Genomic DNA, 18566 nt, shown 5'->3' with positions numbered 1-18566 from the left:
GGGTTTTCAAAGAACACAAAAAAAAGGCCGGCATGAACTGTGCCGGCTCTTTACCTTCAATTTGTATGAAAAATCTTTTCAGCGACAACGGACTGTGGCGCACTGATGGCTAAACTGCGCGGCGGATTTTGCGGATCAAGCGTCACAATCGCCATCGCATATAATTTTGCCGTTACGATAAAGGTAATGAGAAATAACATTCTCCTTCGTATCTCTATGTCCAATTCTTACTACGTTCTTCCTTTCAAAATAATATTCGTTTTGGACGTTCAACTGAATATTAGATTCGAAACACGCTCCATTTCTTTTTATGAACAAAAAAACTTTACCAATTGGGCGGTAAAGGTTTTTCCATCTATTAACCCTTTACCATGCCGGCAAAGGTCTCGCAAACAACATAATGTTGCCAGTTAAGACGGTGGTCCATGATCACGTATTGTCGACGTAACTGTCAGCTACTCCCCTTTGGAGTTGTATAAGCTCAATGTGAGCAATAGTCTTAACTCTCGAACTATGTGTTTATATTATACCACAATCGGGACGTACAATCTATTCGGAAAGCATCCTCATTGAAAAGCCGATCAGCGAGTGCTTACACTGCGGTGTGTCTTTATAAATGGGCAAGTTTTTAAAATATCTGGCAAGCACAACTTTATTGTTTCACGTGGAACAGAGATGCTGAAAAACATTCATTCAAGTTATTGCCGTTTTTGAATCATAATAAGACTTAAAGCAGATGGTTAGACGAAACATGCCCGCCGCTATATAATCAACTTCAATGAATATGAAAGGGAGGCTGATGATTTTGACGTTAAAAATCAAAGTTTACTCCGATTATGTGTGCCCATTTTGTTTTTTAGCTGAAAAACCCCTTGAAGAAGCGATTAGAGGCCAAGATGATATAGAAGTGGAATGGATGCCGTATGAATTACGCCCTTATCCAAACGAGACGCTTCGTCCGGAAGGGGACTACTTGCAAAACACGTGGAAGCAATCGGTTTATCCGATGGCCGAACAAATGGGCATTCCTATTGTATTACCGAATGTTTCACCTCAGCCGCATACTCACCTTGCCTTTGAAGGATATCAATATGCGAAAGAACATGGAAAAGGAAATGAATATAATCACCGCATGCTCCGCGCCTTTTTCCAGAAAGAACAAAATATCGGTGATGTGGACGTGCTGACGAAACTGGCTGGTGAAATCGGATTGGATGAAGATGAATACCGGGCTGCGCTTGAACAAAGAACCTATAAAGACGCACATCAAAAAGCACTGGAACAAGCCTACAATGTAGCAAATATTACAGCTGTCCCGACATTCATCATCGGAAGCACGAAGCTGACAGGGATGCATTCAAAGGAAACATTGGAGCAAGTAATCGAGGATGAAATGAAAAAGCAAAAAGTAACATTGTTAATGGATGGCATGTCGTGTGGTGTTGATGGCTGTTAACGAGCTGCCATGACAATCGGTCAAAGAAAGAGACTGTCCCGCAAGTGGTGGATAGACAGCATATTCTGCACCATTTAGACCGAATTGATGAGATGAAATGAAAGCCGGCCATCAAAATAAGAGGAGCTGTCTCGCTGAACATTTGAGACATCTCCTCTTTAATATGTGGTTTTCATTCTTCACAAATAACCCAAATGACAAACTGTCCGATAAATAATGTTTGTGTTAAACGGCATACTCTTTTGGATAATTACAATTCCGGCACAAATGTTTTGCAGTCTGTTTCTTCACTTTTAGAAGCCTGCTTGCCTTTGTGGCTGACGACATAAATAGAATCTGCATTGCATTTGTTTCCAGAATCCCAATACTTACAGTTGTTCACTTCACAAAGAACATCTTTAGCCATCGTATCACACCTCCTTTTTGCTTATCGTTTACAAAAAAGAGGGGATTGATACTTTTTTATTCTTCGTCTCCGTTTACTTTTGCTAAAGCCTGGAGCTGCAGCGCAACCTGTATAATTTGATGGTTATCCATTTCCAGTACGGTCCAGAGATGCTCACCGTGCTGAATTGTATCTCCTTTGTGCACAGTATCTATATGCTGCACAAGAATCCAGCCGCCGATTGTATCGATATCTTCGCTGTTTTCGAAGGTAAGATGAAATTGCTCTTCCAGATCGGAAAGCAAGACACGTCCGTTGATATGATACAGGTCTTCCCTTTTTTTCTGAATATCCGGGACTTCGTCAGCATCGTATTCATCACGGATTTCACCGACGATTTCTTCTAAAATATCTTCCATCGTAATCACGCCGGCCGTCCCTCCATATTCATCCACCGCCAGTGCCATATGAACACGGTTTTGCTGCATTTTCAAAAGAACGTCTTTTAATGGCGTAGCTTCATGGATGCGAAGCAGATCGTGAACAAATTCTTCCAATTTTCGTTCGCGTCCAGCCGCAATGTTCGTCAGCATTTCTTTCGTGTTAATAAATCCGATAATGTGATCTTTATAGCCATCTTCGGTGACCGGATATCTTGTATAGTCATATTCATCAAGAACGGCAATGATTTCCGCACGGTTCATCGATTTTTCAAGAGTGACCATCTGCGTTCGCGGAACCATAATATCCTTCACGACCCGCTCATCAAACGCAAAGATGTTTTTCATGTAAGAAAGCTCAGTCTGGTTAATTTCACCGCTCTGAAAACTTTCCGTCATAATGATTTGCAGCTCTTCCTCCGAGTGAGCATGTTCATGCCCCGCCGGCTGTACGCCAAACATACGAAGCAGCACGCGGGCTGAACCGTTTAGTGCCCAAATGAATGGATACATAATTTTACCAAACCAAAATAGCGGCGGCGCCAGCATTAACGTCATTTTTTCCGCAAATTGAATGGCAAGCGTCTTCGGTGCAAGCTCCCCTATGACTACGTGAAGAAACGTTACAGTCGAGAAAGCGATCGCAAACGAAATAACCGCTGAAAGAGAAGACGGAATCCCTAAACTATCGAACAAAGGATGTAAAATCTTTTCCACCGTCGGCTCCCCCAGCCAGCCAAGTCCGAGGGCGGTGATGGTGATACCAAGCTGACAGGCTGAAAGGTAATAATCCAGATCATTGGCCACCTTTTTTGCCAGCACTGCTTTTTTGTTACCTTCTGCAATCAATTGATCAATTCGAGACATCCGCACTTTCAAGACAGCAAACTCAGAGCCGACAAAGAAAGCTGTCAGTACAATGAGAAGCGCCACCAAAAACAAATTTAATAATAATATACCGTCCAATTATTTCCCTCAATCGAGGGATTCACCTCCAAAAAATTCAATAAAGTTGTCGTTTTCGCCCAATCAGTTGTTTATCGTATTTATGTTCGATTCTTTTTCTTCAGATAATGCCCGAAGCTGAAGAGCCACCTGGACGATCTGGTAGTTATCCATTTCCGTCACAGTAAAAAGATGATCTTTAAGCTCCACTTTGTCGCCTTCTTGCACCGTGTCGGTCTTTTGGAATTGAATCCAGCCGCCGATCGTATCAACATCCTCGCTGTCTTCAAATGTCAAACCGAACCGCTGTTCAAGGTCCGACAGCAATACACGCCCGTTTATATGATACAGAGCCTCACCCTTCTCCTGAATATCCGGAACTTCATCGGCATCAAACTCATCACGAATTTCACCAACGATTTCTTCCAAAATATCTTCCATTGTGATAATCCCTGCCGTACCGCCATATTCATCAATAATCAGCGCCATATGAACACGCGCTTTCTGCATTTTTAAAAGAACATCCTGCAGCCGGGTGACTTCATGGATAAGCGGAATTTCCCTGACAAATTCCTTTAGTTCCCGGTCACGTCCTGCCGCGATATGTGTCAGCATTTTTTTAACGTTGACGAATCCGATAATGTGGTCCTTGTCTCCATCTTCTGTGACAGGATAACGTGTATAGTTGTATTCATCAAGCACAGCCACGATTTCTTCATGACTCATGGTCTTTTCAAGTGTGACGATTTGCGTTCTTGGCACCATTATGTCTTTGGCAACCCGTTCATCAAACGCAAATATGTTTTCCATATAGGCAAGCTCCGTCTGGTTAATCTCTCCGCCTTGAAAGCTTTGAGCCATAATGATTTTTAACTCTTCTTCCGAGTGAGCCTGCTCATGTCCTGCAGGCTGAACGCCAAAAGTCCGAAGCAATACGCGGGCCGACCCATTTAATGTCCAAATAAATGGGTACATAATTTTTCCGAACCAATAAAGCGGCGGCGCCAGCATTAAGGTCATTCTTTCCGCAAACTGGATGGCCAATGTTTTCGGTGCCATTTCTCCAACGACGACGTGAAGGAACGTGACAAGTGAAAAGGCCACAATAAACGAAACAACCACAGAAATCGACTCCGGCACCCCCAGGCTGTCAAACAAAGGATATAACAGCCGTTCAACAGTCGGTTTTCCTAACCAACCAAGTCCGAGTGCCGTGACCGTAATACCGAGCTGGCAGGCTGAAAGATAGTAATCCAGATCGGAGGCGACTTTTTTCGCCAAGACCGCTTTTTTGTTGCCTTCTGCTATTAATTGATCAATTCGAGACATCCGTATTTTTACAACTGCAAACTCTGAACCAACGAAGAAAGCCGTCAATCCAATGAGCAGTGATAGTAAAAACAAATTTGCGATTAATATAATATCCAATTATTTCCCTCAAATGAGGGATTCACCTCCAAAAATAGTTACATTAACGTCAATAATTTCATGACATCTGTTAGTTTGCTTTCAAGCTTTTGATATATGAGTTTTTTTTCTTCCCGCGGCGCGTCTTTCATTTGTTCCTCAAGTGTTGTCAGCTTTTGCTGCAGACACGTAATTTCGTCTTGCACTTCAACGATGATCGGTTCGATCGTATTGTCAGTTTGAATCGCTTCTTTAATCTCGGCGATCGACATCCGTTGTTTTTTCAAAAGCTTTATTCGTTCTAACGTTTGAAGAACGCTCTCAGGATAAAGACGATAATTTGATGACGAGCGTTCATACTCCAGCAAGCCATGCTGTGTATAATAATCTATTGTCCGTGAAGATAGGCCGCTTAATTCCGCCACCTGCCCAATACGCAATAACGCCTTCCCAATTCGCATTCCCCTCCTTTATATTTATACACTTGCTATTAAAATAGCACATTAAGCGTCAAACCGTACAGTAAAACGTTCTGCTTAATTCATTTTATCGCCGTTCATGAGTTGAACATACCGTTTAAATTCCAAACAGAGTTATTTTCACCCATAAAAATGATGCCTCCATTTCTTTACAAGACACAAAAGTTACTTAAAGTAACTTTTTTATTTAAAATAATTTAATTCCATATTGTAATATGATATATTAAAATAAAGAGGTGAAGACAACATGGATCCATCCATTATTTGTCCACGATTCGAGAAAGCAGTCGCTATCTTAAGCCAGCGCTGGACCGCTTTGGTCATCTATCAGCTGCTCTCCGGACCCCAGCGATTCTGTTCAATGACAGATACCCTTGGGATCAGCGGAAGAGTCCTGTCAGAACGATTGAAGGAGCTGGAAAATCAGGGAATTGTAAAACGGAATGTCATTCCCGAAACACCCGTCCGCATTGAATATTCCCTCACTGAAAAAGGTGTTTCGTTCGCACCCATCATGAGGGAAATTGATAAATGGTCTCAATCATGGGTCGAAAAAGTTCCCACAGACGAAAAAAGCGGCAGTTAAATAGAACATTACACGAGCAGCTGCTTTGCATAATTGAATCATGGTCTATACAGGATGTTTTGACGTTTTATTGCTGAAATCATCATACATTTTCAGACAAACGGTCAACAAGAAAGGGACGAGCATATGACGCAGACAAAACTCGAAACAAATATTATGTCCATTTTACAAGATAAAATTCAATTCATAAATACAACGGAAGAGTCCATTTACTTAGTAGGACCGATCCGGCTTCCGGTTAGTTTATATGGAGAAACCGTCATTTTTCAATGGTATTGCTGGCTTAAGTGCAGCGAATCAACAAATGACCTGGAAAGAGTGATTGATACATTAGCTTCTGCAAATTTAGCCGAGCTTCAGCAATCCAGCGTGCTTGTTTACGGGGACTTCCGGTATGCGGATGATGCCATCATCCGCATGCACTCCATTTGCCACACCGGTGATATATTTGGAAGCAAACGATGCGATTGTGGTTTTCAGCTGAAGCAGTCGATGAAAATGATCGTGGAACATGGAAGCGGCGCATTATTTTATTTGGCGAACCATGAAGGGCGGGGAATCGGCCTATTCAGCAAAGCAATGGCTTATATCCTTCAGGAAAATGGGTACGATACAGTTGAGGCAAACGAACATCTTGGTTTTGTGGATGACTCCCGCAATTATGCAGATGCGATTGACGTATTAAAAACATTACGGTCAAAACCTGTCACCCTCATTACCAATAATCCAAAAAAATTAGAAGCGTTAAAAAATTCAGGTATGCATCTTTCGGGGAGAACACCGCTCTGGGGAGACTTCTCCGAATTTAATGAGAACTATTTAAAAACCAAAATCACGCGTTCCGGTCATTTAGATGAAGACGGCGTATCATTCAAGAAGGAACCTTATATAAAATAAGAACTAAAAAGGTCCCCAAAGCATGAGGGAAGGCCGGATTGTGAGCCGTTTAGGCCGATTTATTGATATTAGAGCCAAATTTGGTCTCATAAAGCCGAATTGATGGGAATTCGGCCCAAATGACAAGGAAACCGGCCCAAAAACAGCAAAATCGGCCTATTTTTGATGCTGCAAAGCCAAGTTGATCCCTAACCCAAGGTAGACCACTCCCCCCACTTTCCCCTGCCAGCGGGCAATTGTTTTGTTTCTGGAGAGCCATTGGCTTACTAAACCCGCAAGAAAGGCGATTAGTGTCGTATAAGCAATACTTAAACCAACAAAGGTTAGACCAAGAATCAATAGCTGAATAACAACGGAGACGTTATCCGGCCGGACAAACTGCGGCAGGAAGGTAAGAAAAAATAAGGCGGTTTTTGGATTGAGCACTTCCGTCAAAACCGCCTGCTGAAAAGAACGGCGGGCACTGACACGATGAACAGATGGCACGGTAAATGCCGCTGATTTTTCAATAAAGGCGCGTACTCCAAGATAAAATAAATAGGCGGCGCCCAAATATTTAATGATTTCGAAGGCGTGCGCAGATGTCATTAAAACAGCTGATAAGCCGAGTACTAAAGCGAGCGTGTGAATCAGATCTCCAACAGCGATGCCAAGACCCGTAAAAATACCATTCCGCCTTCCTCCACTCACACTTTGAGCCAAGGTAAGCATGACGGCCGGTCCCGGTATAAGAAATAACGTTAATACAACGATGATAAATGCAATCATTTCATTTCTCCTTTGACCTTTTATTCAAATTAAAGCGCCCTTTCCATTTTACAGGAAAAGGAGCTTTAATTCGATGAAAACCCGGCCACCGGGATTCGATATACTTCTTTGTTTTTCTTGTCCATATCGTTTCAGCTGTCAGCTTTGGGGAAGATTCAACTGCCACGAAATACCATACTGGTCCTCCACCCAGGCAAACTTTTCACTCATAGGGGAAGCGGCTAACGGCATTAAGACCTGTCCGCCTTTAGATAATTTCTCAAAAATGCGGTCAATTTCTTCTTCTGTGTCACATGTCACGAACAGCGACATGGCAGGCGTAAACTTATGTACATCTCCGTTTCGATTGTCGATGCACATATACGTCTGTCCTTTTAATGTGAACGATGCATGCAAAACCGTTCCATCTTCATGGTAAAACAGATGCTTGATTTCAGATTGGTCAAATAAAGACGTATAAAAATTCATCGCCTCTTCTGCTTTGCCGGAAAACATGAAAAACGTTGTTATTTTTTGGTTTGATTTGTCCAACTGTTCTTCACTCCTTTTATTTGGTTACCAGCGTGATAAAATCATGTAATTTATCCAGCGTCATCATGTTTTGATTACACGTTTGGCTGTCTTTGCAAATGTAGTTCCCTCTTTTAATAAAATGATACTGATCACTTCTGATAAAAGCTTCCATTTTTAATCACTCCATTCTCTATTCATTGTAAAAGAACGCTTCGTTTTATGAAATGGAGAAATTAATTTTTAAAAAAACTCCGCATACAAAAAACAGACCTTTTGTAACGAAGGTCTGCTTTCTTGAATTATTCACTTAAATCAACATTATGATACACTTGCTGCACATCTTCTAGGTCTTCCAAAGCATCAATCATTTTTTCAAATTGAGCTTGGTCATCCGCTGACAGCGTGACATCATTTTGGGCAAGCATCGTCAGTTCAGCCACAGTAAATTCCGTTACACCGGCATTCTTCAACGCTTCCTGCACAGCATGGAATTGATCCGGTTCGGCGTAGACGATTACGGACTCCTCTTCCTCCAGCACATCACGAACGTCAATATCCGCTTCCATTAACAATTCCAATACTTCGTCAGCCGTTTTCCCTTCCAGACCGAATACAGCTGTTGCATCAAACATATATGCGACAGAGCCGCTCACACCCATGTTGCCGCCGTTTTTACCAAAAGCGGCACGAACATCGGATGCTGTCCGGTTCACGTTGTTTGTCAGTGCATCCACGATGACCATAGAGCCGCTTGGTCCAAAGCCTTCATAGCGAAGCTCGTCAAAGTTTTCTTCTGAACCGCCTTTTGCTTTTTCAATCGCGCGGTCAATAATCGTTTTAGGTACGCTGTACGTTTTGGCACGCTCAAGAACGACCCGTAAAGCCTGATTTGTTTCCGGATTTGGTTCACCTTGCTTCGCTGCTACATAGATTTCTCGTCCAAACTTTGCATAAATACGACTCGTATTGGCATCTTTTGACGCTTTTTTTTCTTTAATATTGTTCCACTTACGGCCCATTCTGAACACTCGCTTTCACATTTGAATCTATAAAAAAGGATAAGAAATATACTGCTGATTGTCTTTATTATACATCAGTGCCGGCAGTCTATCTCTATTTATTTCGTATACACAATTTTTTTGATTGTTTCGACGGAAAGAAAATACTCTTCAGCTAATTGAGAAATAGTCCGGCCGTTTTTAAATGCCCGTTTAATTGAAATATTCCGGTTGTCAATAAACGTTCTGCCTCCGGAACGCGTCCCCCATTTTTCATAAGCCGATTTGGGCTTCGGGATATAAATCGTTTCGCCTTGAACATACTTTTGAATTTCTTTTATCAGCTCTTCCGGCAAAACCATCGTTGCTTTCACATATGTCATTTCTGCCCGCTCCTTATTCTTTTTTTATGAAAATAAGGGCAAAGCCAATGATATCAGAAATGATCTATGTGTACTTGGGCGATTTTAAATGATGTTCACCCCATGCAAAGTATCGCCTTTCCAATACCAGGCTTTGCATGAGACTCTGCAGATTGTGGCAAACCAGCTGCATTTACCATTTTTCCACCTCCCCGAAACGTGTAAAAACTGTGAACAGTCAAAACACTTTTATTCCCAGTTATTATAAGGGAAATGACTGTTTTTTGCATCTTAATCCCTTCATTTATGTCCATCCTGATTTTCCGTTATTGAACACTATTTTCCGGGAAATATTCATCAAAAAACACCCTCCTTAAAAGGGTGGTGTTTTTGATCCTATGGAATTAAGCGGAAAGCCCGTTCAAAAACGCTTCAATTTCTTCCTTCGTTTTACGATCTTTGCTGACAAAACGGCCGGCTTCTTCCCCGTTATGATACGCAATAAAGCTCGGAATGCCGAATACATCCAGATCGCCGCACAAATCAATGAACTCGTCACGATCCACATGGACAAATTGATATTCCGGGTAATCCGCTTCAATTCCCGGCAAAATCGGCTCAATAACCCGGCAGTCCGGGCACCAGTCCGCAGAAAACATGAAAACGACCCGCTCTTCCTTTTTCAGCTGTTCAAATTGTTCTATTGATTGTAACTTTTCCATCTGTTTACCTCCATCATCATGACAGTTTGGATGTCATTGATCCAATACCGCCTATCTTAATGAGAAATAAGCCAGAAATCAACTATTATCACTTTAGGCTTTTGTTTGTAACGCGTATTTTGTACTTTTTGGGATCTTCTCATACAAGCCCTCAAAAAAATCACTCCCTTTTTTATATAGGAAGTGATTTTTCATTTTATTTTTGACGTTCAGCATTGCCCCTGAGCTCCCACCCTTTAGCCTTGCTCACTCATGCCCGGTTCCATATACATGACTTCCCAAAGATGGCCGTCGATATCCTGAAAACTCCATCCATACATAAATCCATGATCCATCGGGTCATTTGATGCCTTTCCACCGGCTTCCAGTGCCTTGTTGACAATGTCATCTACCTGCTCCCTGCTTTCCGCGGAAAGCGCCAAAATCACTTCGGTACTCTTTGCCGCATCGACCAATTCCTTCTTCGTAAACGTTTGAAAAAACGCTTCAACGAGCAGCATGACAAAGATGTGGTCACTGACCACCAGACATGCCGCATTTTCATCCGTAAACTGAGCGTTAAATTCAAAACCGATTTCTTTAAAAAACGCCATCGATTTTTGCAGGTCCTTCACCGGCAAATTCACAAAAATTTGGTCTGCTTGCACTCCCGTCGTACTCACCCTTTGCCCGATTATTTTGGCTGCATTTTATATATACTCTATTATTTTCTGTTATCCCCGCTTCCAAAATTCCGTCCCGCATAAGCAGCGCGCGATTGCCTATTACAGTGAACAGCATTTCAATCCCTCGTAGATTGCAGGACTTCCTTCAATGACTCAACCGCACTTTCTTCAGCCGGATCATTTGTACCAAGCTCTCCGCGGAAGGCTTTGTTAAGAATCGATTGCTTTAGCAGATCCATTGTGTCTTCCACTTCTAAAATCCGTTCTTTTTCCTCTTCCAATTCGTTTAATAGCCGCTCCAGCTTGGAAACGATTCTTTTTTGTTCGTCCATAGGCGGCAATGCCACATGAAAGTCTTCTATTCGAAACAAGGCGAGCTTTGGCTGCGAAGAGGAAACGACGGCTTTTTTCATTTTTCCCTGTAAGATCGGTGAATTCAAATAGAAATGTAAAAATATATTAAAAGTGTTAGTCAGTTGCGTGATTTTTGCCGCATTTTCAGTTAAAAACGCACCATCCAGAGCTGAAGGCACGATACCGGTTTTTCCAATGGTTCCGGCGATAGAAATATACACATCATCCTGAGAGATAATGTATCTGGAAATTTTTTCAGCTGTCTCTTGATCAATATACTTAACACTGTTCAAGTCGATGCTGCCATTTTTAAAGTCGGTTACTCTTAAATAAGGAAAATTTGTTTGTTCTTCTAATAATGTATGTCCTTTCGGAAGCCGCTTTCCTCCTTTTACTTTTGCGACTGATCCCAGCTTGACCCATATCCAATTTTCAGGTAAATCATAAAGTATTTCTTCTGAAGGAATAAGCTCATTGTGAGTGATTTCATCCGAAAGCGCCAATATGCTTTTTTCATTTGGATCGTTTGTATATAACATTCCTCTAAACGCCTTATCCAAAATGACTGACCGCCGAAGGGCCGCTGACTCTTTCACTTCTTCAATCAGCCGCTTCGTTTCATCGATCTTGGCAAACAGCCGTTCAATCTTTTCGGCCACACGTTTTTGCTCTGTTAAAGGAGGTAATGGAAATAATAAACGCTCAATTAAATTTCCGCTTATGTTAGGCTGTGCTCCTCCATAGGCTAATTTTTTAATTTTATCGGCGGAATGCATGACAAAATAATCCCGGTACTTTGCGTCTAACACCCGATCATCAATCACCTTAATATTTCCGACGCGCTGATTTTGCAGCGCTGCTTCATCCGAACCATAAATGCCGATTTTTCCGGTTGTAGCCCCTGACATGGCGATCAGTAAATCGCCTTTTTGAACGGCAAATCGTTCATGATAAAATTCAGCAGGTACTTTAACAGATATTTCTGTATTGGTATTTATTCCGTTTAAATCCGAAATCCGAATCACCGGAATACCATCTGCAGCGTAATCTTTGCTTTTAAAAGCATAGCCATTCACTAATTTAGCCACTGTACCGAACTTCACCCAAACCCAATTCTCCGGCAATGTAAATGGCTGCTCAGCTTCAGTGACAAGCGCTTCTTCCAGCAATTCCTCCAGCGTTTTTTGTTTCTTTGTCACTCTGCTCATGACTGTTCTGACTCTTTCAGTTCATAGATGACTTCGTTTAGCATCGAAATGGCTTCGGTCAGTTTGCCGACGGCTGCTTCCGCTGCATCGACCGGGTCCGGCAGGTTTTCGTAAGCGGAGAACGAATCATCTGCAATCAGGCCGATATCTAGGCTGTCGCCTTGTTTGGCGATTTCTTCACGCGTAAAAACATTCCACCGCTCATCTTCGGTTTTTGTCCTGTCTTCGGCAGTATACGCTTCGATAAATTTTTCAAAATGTGTTTCTGTCAGCGGATTCCGTTTTCCGAATGACGGCATATTTGTGCGCAAGTCATACACCCATACTTGTTTTGTATTGGCGCTGTCCGTTTTTTCCCGCGTGAAAAAAAGGACGTTTGTTTTGACACCCTGCGCGTAGAAAATACCGGTCGGCAGCCGTAAAATAGTATGCAAATTGCATTTGTCCATTAAGTCGCGGCGTATATCGGTGCCGACACCGCCTTCAAACAGCACGTTATCCGGCAAAACAACCGCAGCGCGCGCTTTGCCATTCGTTTTTAAAGCCCGGTATATGTGCTGGAGAAAGTTCAGCTGTTTGTTGGACGTGGTAAACGTAAAGTCTGTACGGGATACACGTTCACCGCCTTTTTTCGTACCGAACGGCGGATTCGTTAAAATAACATCGTAGTTTTTTAATCCTTCCCCAATGGATGAAAGGGTATCACCAAGCGTAATTTCACCATGAATATCGTGAAGAAGCGCGTTCATTGTGGCGAGACGGTGTGTATCTTTTACCAGTTCAACGCCGCCGAATGCTTTCTGCTTTTGAAATTCGCTCTCTTCCTCTGACAGATCGAAATAATCATCCGTTTTTTCCCGTACATACCGGTCGGCGGCAATCATAAAACCAAATGTGCCGGCCGCCGGGTCATGGCAGCGCTCACCCGGTTTTGGATCGGCGAGCTTTACAATCGTATCAATGAGGACGCGCGGTGTGAAATATTGCCCCGCGCCTGATTTCAATTCACTCGCGTTTTTCTCAAGAAGCCCTTCATACAAATCACCGAGCCCTTCCTGCTTGGCGCTGTACCAGTCAAGGCCGTCGATTGATTTGATGATTTTTTCAAGGTTTTTCGGCTCGCTGATGTACGTGGCGGCATCGGTATATATTTCTTTTAATAAAGGATGCTCCGCCTTCCCCAAATCAAGCAGGAGCTGGCGGTAATGGTTTTTTAGTTCAATGCAGTCCCTCGACACAAGTGAATCCCACCGGTACGGCTCATCAATCATGTAATCCTGTCCGGTTTCTTTCATCATTTTTAAAAATAATAAATAAGTTAATTCCGTCACGTACTGGTGATACGTAATGCCGTCATCACGCAGCACGTTACATAAATTCCATAACTTCTGGACAATTTCCTGGTTGGTCATGTTATGCCTTCTCCTTTTTGTAGCTGTACAAATGATGATTAATGTCATGGACAATACCGGCCAGCTGTCCGTTGAAAATTTTATCCAGCTGTTTAAATCCGCCGCGGCGCTTAAACGGTTCGTAGTCAAACGCCTTTTCCGGATCGGGGTGGAGCACCGATTCTTGAATGAGCTGCTTTTCAATCCTTTCAAGCCACTTTTTCTGTACCTGCGGCCATGCTTTCATTTGATAAATCCGTTTCATGGCGTTTTGAATCCGGTCTTCATGGCTGACGAGCGGATCGCCTAATGCTTCCTTGCGGATAAAGGCGATAACGTCTTCATTTTTCGCGTCACGCCACGCCGCCTGCAAGGTTTTCTCGGTAAAGCCTTTCTGGTCAAGTTCCAATAGCAGCCTTTTCAGCTCTTCCCTCGTTAATTCCGCGGGGCGCTGGCAAACGACCATAAGCGCCGGAACGGTATTCATATTTTCATGGATGAACCGGCTGAATGACTGTAAATAGTCATCCGGCTTTTCCGCATTGCCATACCCTCTTTTCACGGCGACGATCCGGTCTTCATGATGGGAAATGAGCTGCTTATTTTCACTATATATATTTTCGTCCATGTACCGGAATAATAGTTTATACTCTTTCAGTCCGCCACGCAGATCAGACGGCTTTAATGATTCATAAATGCCGACCGCGTCGAAAATGGTAAAGTGGCCTTTCCTAATTCTTCCTGCGAAAGCGTGCCTGTTTCTTTATGATACACATCAACCATCTCGCCTTTTGTCCAGTGAATACCGGCCTTTTTCAGCGACGTCTCAAATTGATAGGGCGGTTCATGATCAACCAGATGCCCTTCCACCACCGCTTCCCGGTAAGAATACGTAAAGGCCGGCTTGCCGAATATTTCTGTTGTATGGAGGGCAGGTGTCGCGGTCAGCCCGATGCGGACGGCATCAAAGTAGTCAAGTACTTGCCTGTATTTGCTGACGTAGTCTTTATGGTCGCGGATTTCCACTTCCATGTCACTCATTTCCCGATCAAGCGTATAGCCGCGGTGCGCTTCATCGACAATGATACAGTCGTACTGGTCCACCATCGGCTTGCCGCCATCCGTCTCGCTGTAAAAGATGCGCTTCAGCATTCCTTGTACAGTCGCGATATGCACTTTCGTTTCCGGATTCGGCTTTTTGTCGGTTAATCCTTTCAGTTCGTAAATTTCCGTAAACGTATGGAAACTTTCGAGCTGACTGCCTTTAAAAGCCGCTTCCGCTTGTTCCCCAAGCGCCGACCGGTCAACCATGAATAAAATACGGTTAAACCGCTTCGCTTTAATCAATCGGTAAATAAGACCAATCGCCATTCTCGTTTTTCCTGTGCCTGTTGCCATGGCAATCAATATTTCCCGCTGTTCCCGTTCAAGAGCCTGTTCTACCGACTGAATGGCTTCCACCTGATAAGGACGCAGTTTCAAATAATCCAATTTTTCATCTCTCAGCTGCGCTTCTGACCGGTCTGTATCCTCTTCAAGCAGCTGCTTTAATCCGTTAGGGGTATACCATGCCTGCAGCGCACGCGCATGATTCGTCGGCTTGCGGGCGTCCAAAAACCAGATGCCTGATTTTTGTTCAAACTGCTTCATATAAGGCCGTCCATTGGCCGCGAACAAAAACGGGACAAAATAGTCGCCGTATGGCTCAGAAATTCGTTCATCCCCATGCTTCACGACAAGCCGTGCATATTGTTTCGCTTGGTCAATATCTGATGAAATATCTTTACTGGCCCGTTTCGCTTCCACGATCGCCACCAGTTCAAGACCGATGAATAAGGCATAATCGGCAAACCCTTTTTTTAACGGCCATTCGGCAATCGCCATGCTGCGCCCTTTTTCCGGACGAACGCCTTTTGCGAACCGCAATGTTTTCGTATCCGCTTCCCAGCCGGCTTCCTGAAGCTGCTGATCGATAATCATGCGCGTTTCCGCTTCTGTTAACACAAATCGGGACGCCGCGCGATTTGACTGCTCACGCCGCTGCTGCTTGTCTTTGTCAGTCAAATGACCTTGTTCTTCCCGGATTTTCTCCAGCTCATTTTCCAATTGAGCCAGCTTTTCTTCATACGCCCGCGTGACTTCATGTACATCTTCTTCCCGCGTTTCCTGATGCGGCGCAGGCTGTTTATATTCCGGAATTTGAACCGTCCAATCGCCGTACACCTCCATAAACCAGACGGCAATCCGATACGCCATATGCAGTAAAACAAGTGCTTCTTCCGTCTTTCCGTATGTTAAATCATGCGTGGCTTTATTTCCTTTCCGGCGGATCGTATGGAACAAATCAAACAGCTCTTTCGGAATAATTTGATCATACAACAGCACTCTTAGACGCTCGTCCTGGTTCGTTCCATGTTCCTCTTTTATTTCTTCATTCGCGAGAACGTACTTTGTAATGGTTTCCGCTAACTTCCTAAGCTCGCTGATCGTCAAGTTCGGGTTGTGAAACACATTCAGCTCCGCCGCTCCCCCGACACGGGCCAGCACTTCCCACCGGCTCTCCAAAAACTGAAAATTGTGCTCTATCATTTGAGACACCTCCAGCCAACATTATTTTAAATAAACATCATAGTATGAAAGCTAGAAATTTACGTTCATTTCTATAAAAAGCGCTTTACAATATACTTTATCAAAGAAGCTATGCCAAAAAAGGATAACTGTTTGACTTCCCTCTGGCCTTGTCACTTTTTTATCTATCATTATATCGCATCCCGTCACCGCTCTTACAATAATCCAATTTTTTTCAACAAAAAGTGACGATATTATACAATAATAAACAAACAATTTGCATATTTCATAAAAACTAAATATAATCAGGACGTAAGCACTATATTTACTATATTTACCTTATAATTAGTAAATTCTACGATAATGGCAAACTTATCGAAAGGTAAGGACGCAAAGCTACGGGTCTAAGGCTATAACGGCTACGATCGCCGGGTTTCCGAAAAGAATTGGATATATGACAAAGGGAGAAGTCTGCCATTTTTATCGCACACTACCTTATTCGTATATACCCGCCATTCTTTTTGGCAGGGTTTTTTTGCTTGTAAAATACATGGAGGAGAGAGAAAAAAAGTGAAAATAACTGTACAAAAAAAGCTGCTCGGCGGATTTCTCATTGTTTTAGTATTCCTTGGCATCGTTGGAGGGATGGGAAGCTATGAGTTAACAAATGTGAATGAAAGCTATGAAGAATTGCTGGAAGACCGGGTAACCAAGCTGGCCGCGGCCAAAGATATGAAGCAGGAAATGACAAATCAGGCCTTGCATGTCCGCGGTTTTGTCATTTCGAATGATGAGGAATATATCACAAAATATGAAGAGTCGGTTCAAGAATTTGAAAAGATGCTTCAAGCCCTCAAAACAACTACATATTCAGAAAAAGGAAAAGACATTGTCCAAAGAATTGAGAACATAAATAATGAGTATCAAAAAATCATTCAACAAGCTTTAGAACTAAAGAAAAACGGGGATGAGAATGGATATTTACAAATTATGAGCTCATCCGCTCCCGCTGTAAATGCCGAATTCATGAAGTCTCTTCAAGAATTGGAAACATTTCAATTTGACAACATGGCACAAGGCCGGGAAGCAGCCTCCCAACTCGTCGCAAACGTGATATTCACTTCTTTCATCATTCTTATTGTGGCTTTACTCGTCAGTTTAGGAGTAGCGTTATGGATCAGCCGTCAAATTTCAAAGCCGATCTTAACCCTTGTATCTTCCATGAAACAGGTTGCTTCAGGGGATTTAAGCGTACAGGAAGTGAAAATAAAATCGCGTGATGAATTAAGAGATTTAGGCGCCGCTTTTAATCAAATGGTTCGTGACCTAAGGCCCATCGTATCTGACGTGCGTGATTCATCCACGCAGGTAGCGGCCAGCAGTGAACAATTGAACGCAAGCGCGGAGGAAAGCAGTTCTGCCAGTGAAGAAATTGCCCAGCTCATTCAACAAAGTGCAGAAGGAATGGAACAGCAGCTTCATTACTTCAATAATGTTCAAACGTCAATGGAAGAAATCGCTGTCAGAATGGAGAAAATGAATGTAAGCAGTGAAGACATGCTCCACTCTACAGAGTCTGCCAATTCAATGACAAAAGATGGTTCCGCCGCTGTTCAAAAAGTTTTTGAACAAATGAACAAAATTAACAATTCTGCTTTAAGTACCACAGATGTCATCCGCTCTCTCGGAGAACGTTCAAAAGAAATTCACGACATTGTCAGCTTTATTACGGACATTTCCGCACAGACGAACCTGCTGGCTTTAAATGCGGCCATAGAAGCAGCCCGGGCAGGAGAACATGGAAAAGGCTTTGCCGTAGTAGCAAATGAAGTGCGCAAATTGGCCGAAGAATCAAGGAAATCAGCCGAACAAATTACGCAGATGATCACAATGATCCAAGAAGAAACCCATCAGGCAGTCCTGTCTATGGAACAGCAAAATAAAGAAGTCGAAGAAGGATTATCCTTTACAGACGAAGCGAACGGTGCGTTTACTGAAATTGAAGTCTCCGTTGGCCAGGTGACGAACAAAGTAAAAGAAATGTCCTCTTCCATCAAAGAGCTGGATGCTTTAAGTGAGAAAATTGTTAAAGCGCTGGAAAATGTGAAGCAGATAGCCGAAGCCAGTGTTGCTGCATCACAGCAGGTAAGTGCCGGCACGGAAGAAAATGTGGCCGTCATTGAAGAAGTATCCGCAAATGCTCAAAATTTAGCCATGCTTGCTGAGAATCTTCAAAAATCTGTCTCCCGATTTAAGCTGGACTAATTTTGCAGCACATATGTTGATAGCAAATTAAGGGGGCTGTCCCAAAAGTCAGTGGAAACTGACTTTTGAGGCAGCCCTGTTTTTATGCACAAAAAAATCGCCTCATCCGATATAATGTAAGTGACAAACCCCACAGTAGGGACGCGATTTTTTATGA

At 43.0% G+C, this 18566-nt stretch carries 17 protein-coding genes, 1 pseudogene and 1 riboswitch; of the genes and pseudogenes, 4 read left to right on the top strand and 14 right to left on the bottom strand.

Translation table 11 applies throughout. The features are described 5' to 3' along the window. Nucleotides 1-56: 56 nt before the first annotated feature. Nucleotides 57-200, bottom strand: a complete 144-nt coding sequence (locus BTO30_RS17220; protein WP_158023582.1) for a hypothetical protein — start codon at nt 198-200, stop codon at nt 57-59. Nucleotides 201-805: 605 nt separating this feature from the next. On the opposite strand from BTO30_RS17220, the gene BTO30_RS09770 reads away from it, so the two are divergent. Continuing rightward, nucleotides 806-1456, top strand: coding sequence for a DsbA family oxidoreductase (locus BTO30_RS09770; RefSeq protein WP_075398543.1), 651 nt, complete (start codon nt 806-808; stop codon nt 1454-1456). Nucleotides 1457-1706: 250 nt separating this feature from the next. Here the strand turns inward: BTO30_RS09770 and BTO30_RS09765 are convergent, their stop codons facing one another. The 4 genes from BTO30_RS09765 to BTO30_RS09750 form a co-directional block, all read right to left on the bottom strand. Continuing rightward, complete coding sequence (locus BTO30_RS09765) at nt 1707-1862, bottom strand: DUF1540 domain-containing protein (RefSeq protein WP_075398541.1); 156 nt, start codon at nt 1860-1862, stop codon at nt 1707-1709. Between the two features lie 56 nt (nt 1863-1918). After that, entirely contained in the window at nt 1919-3247 is a 1329-nt protein-coding gene (locus tag BTO30_RS09760; RefSeq protein ID WP_075398540.1) for a hemolysin family protein, read from the bottom strand. A 63-nt stretch (nt 3248-3310) separates the two neighbouring features. Further along, nucleotides 3311-4654, bottom strand: a complete 1344-nt coding sequence (locus BTO30_RS09755) for a hemolysin family protein (RefSeq protein WP_075398539.1) — start codon at nt 4652-4654, stop codon at nt 3311-3313. Between the two features lie 38 nt (nt 4655-4692). Then, nucleotides 4693-5094, bottom strand: a complete 402-nt coding sequence (locus BTO30_RS09750; protein WP_075398538.1) for a MerR family transcriptional regulator — start codon at nt 5092-5094, stop codon at nt 4693-4695. A 265-nt stretch (nt 5095-5359) separates the two neighbouring features. On the opposite strand from BTO30_RS09750, the gene BTO30_RS09745 reads away from it, so the two are divergent. Together BTO30_RS09745 and BTO30_RS09740 are read left to right on the top strand one after the other, a co-directional pair. Then, on the top strand, nt 5360-5698 hold the full coding sequence (locus BTO30_RS09745) for a winged helix-turn-helix transcriptional regulator (RefSeq protein ID WP_075398537.1): 339 nt from the start codon (nt 5360-5362) through the stop codon (nt 5696-5698). Between the two features lie 126 nt (nt 5699-5824). Continuing rightward, nucleotides 5825-6595, top strand: coding sequence for a GTP cyclohydrolase II (locus BTO30_RS09740; protein WP_075398536.1), 771 nt, complete (start codon nt 5825-5827; stop codon nt 6593-6595). Nucleotides 6596-6751: 156 nt separating this feature from the next. On the opposite strand, the gene BTO30_RS09735 is transcribed toward BTO30_RS09740, so the two are convergent. From BTO30_RS09735 to hsdR, 9 genes and pseudogenes are all read right to left on the bottom strand, one after another. Continuing rightward, the gene (locus BTO30_RS09735) at nt 6752-7363 is read right to left on the bottom strand and encodes a LysE family translocator (protein ID WP_075398535.1); all 612 of its coding nucleotides are present in this window, start codon (nt 7361-7363) and stop codon (nt 6752-6754) included. Nucleotides 7364-7501: 138 nt separating this feature from the next. Further along, a complete protein-coding gene (locus BTO30_RS09730) occupies nt 7502-7894 on the bottom strand; it encodes a VOC family protein (protein WP_143331938.1) in 393 nt (130 codons plus the stop codon). Nucleotides 7895-8175: 281 nt separating this feature from the next. Beyond that, on the bottom strand, nt 8176-8895 hold the full coding sequence (locus BTO30_RS09720) for a YebC/PmpR family DNA-binding transcriptional regulator (RefSeq protein ID WP_075398534.1): 720 nt from the start codon (nt 8893-8895) through the stop codon (nt 8176-8178). Between the two features lie 98 nt (nt 8896-8993). Next, nucleotides 8994-9257, bottom strand: coding sequence for a CD3324 family protein (locus tag BTO30_RS09715; protein ID WP_075398533.1), 264 nt, complete (start codon nt 9255-9257; stop codon nt 8994-8996). Between the two features lie 383 nt (nt 9258-9640). Beyond that, entirely contained in the window at nt 9641-9958 is a 318-nt protein-coding gene (locus BTO30_RS09710; protein WP_075398532.1) for a thioredoxin family protein, read from the bottom strand. Nucleotides 9959-10194: 236 nt separating this feature from the next. Continuing rightward, entirely contained in the window at nt 10195-10605 is a 411-nt protein-coding gene (locus tag BTO30_RS09705; RefSeq protein WP_281248608.1) for a VOC family protein, read from the bottom strand. Nucleotides 10606-10739: 134 nt separating this feature from the next. Beyond that, complete coding sequence (locus tag BTO30_RS09695; protein ID WP_075398529.1) at nt 10740-12185, bottom strand: restriction endonuclease subunit S; 1446 nt, start codon at nt 12183-12185, stop codon at nt 10740-10742. Continuing rightward, the gene (locus BTO30_RS09690; RefSeq protein WP_075398528.1) at nt 12182-13597 is read right to left on the bottom strand and encodes a class I SAM-dependent DNA methyltransferase; all 1416 of its coding nucleotides are present in this window, start codon (nt 13595-13597) and stop codon (nt 12182-12184) included. The genes BTO30_RS09695 and BTO30_RS09690 overlap by 4 nt, the downstream gene beginning before the upstream one ends. Nucleotide 13598: 1 nt before the next feature. After that, nucleotides 13599-16162: pseudogene (hsdR, locus tag BTO30_RS09685) on the bottom strand (type I restriction-modification system endonuclease). 337 nt (nt 16163-16499) lie between these two features. Then, nucleotides 16500-16585: riboswitch (cyclic di-GMP riboswitch) on the top strand. Between the two features lie 129 nt (nt 16586-16714). Between hsdR and BTO30_RS17010 the strand changes: the two are divergent. Next, nucleotides 16715-18409, top strand: coding sequence for a methyl-accepting chemotaxis protein (locus tag BTO30_RS17010; RefSeq protein WP_075398527.1), 1695 nt, complete (start codon nt 16715-16717; stop codon nt 18407-18409). Nucleotides 18410-18566: the final 157 nt, after the last annotated feature.

It is taken from the genome of Domibacillus antri, assembly GCF_001936625.1.
Taxonomy (GTDB): domain Bacteria; phylum Bacillota; class Bacilli; order Bacillales; family Domibacillaceae; genus Domibacillus; species Domibacillus antri.
This window is presented reverse-complemented; position numbering and strand designations above follow the sequence as displayed.

Excerpts from the sequence above, each read along its gene's own strand:
- BTO30_RS09710 (WP_075398532.1), bottom strand. The coding sequence starts at position 9,958 with ATGGAAAAGTTACAATCAATAGAACAATTTGAACAGCTGAAAAAGGAA.
- BTO30_RS09715 (WP_075398533.1), bottom strand. The coding sequence starts at position 9,257 with ATGACATATGTGAAAGCAACGATGGTTTTGCCGGAAGAGCTGATAAAA.
- BTO30_RS09735 (WP_075398535.1), bottom strand. The coding sequence starts at position 7,363 with ATGATTGCATTTATCATCGTTGTATTAACGTTATTTCTTATACCGGGA.
- BTO30_RS09690 (WP_075398528.1), bottom strand. The coding sequence starts at position 13,597 with ATGACCAACCAGGAAATTGTCCAGAAGTTATGGAATTTATGTAACGTG.
- BTO30_RS09720 (WP_075398534.1), bottom strand. The coding sequence starts at position 8,895 with ATGGGCCGTAAGTGGAACAATATTAAAGAAAAAAAAGCGTCAAAAGAT.
- BTO30_RS09765 (WP_075398541.1), bottom strand. The coding sequence starts at position 1,862 with ATGGCTAAAGATGTTCTTTGTGAAGTGAACAACTGTAAGTATTGGGAT.
- BTO30_RS09745 (WP_075398537.1), top strand. The coding sequence starts at position 5,360 with ATGGATCCATCCATTATTTGTCCACGATTCGAGAAAGCAGTCGCTATC.
- BTO30_RS09750 (WP_075398538.1), bottom strand. The coding sequence starts at position 5,094 with ATGCGAATTGGGAAGGCGTTATTGCGTATTGGGCAGGTGGCGGAATTA.
- BTO30_RS09695 (WP_075398529.1), bottom strand. The coding sequence starts at position 12,185 with ATGAGCAGAGTGACAAAGAAACAAAAAACGCTGGAGGAATTGCTGGAA.
- BTO30_RS17220 (WP_158023582.1), bottom strand. The coding sequence starts at position 200 with ATGTTATTTCTCATTACCTTTATCGTAACGGCAAAATTATATGCGATG.
- BTO30_RS09740 (WP_075398536.1), top strand. The coding sequence starts at position 5,825 with ATGACGCAGACAAAACTCGAAACAAATATTATGTCCATTTTACAAGAT.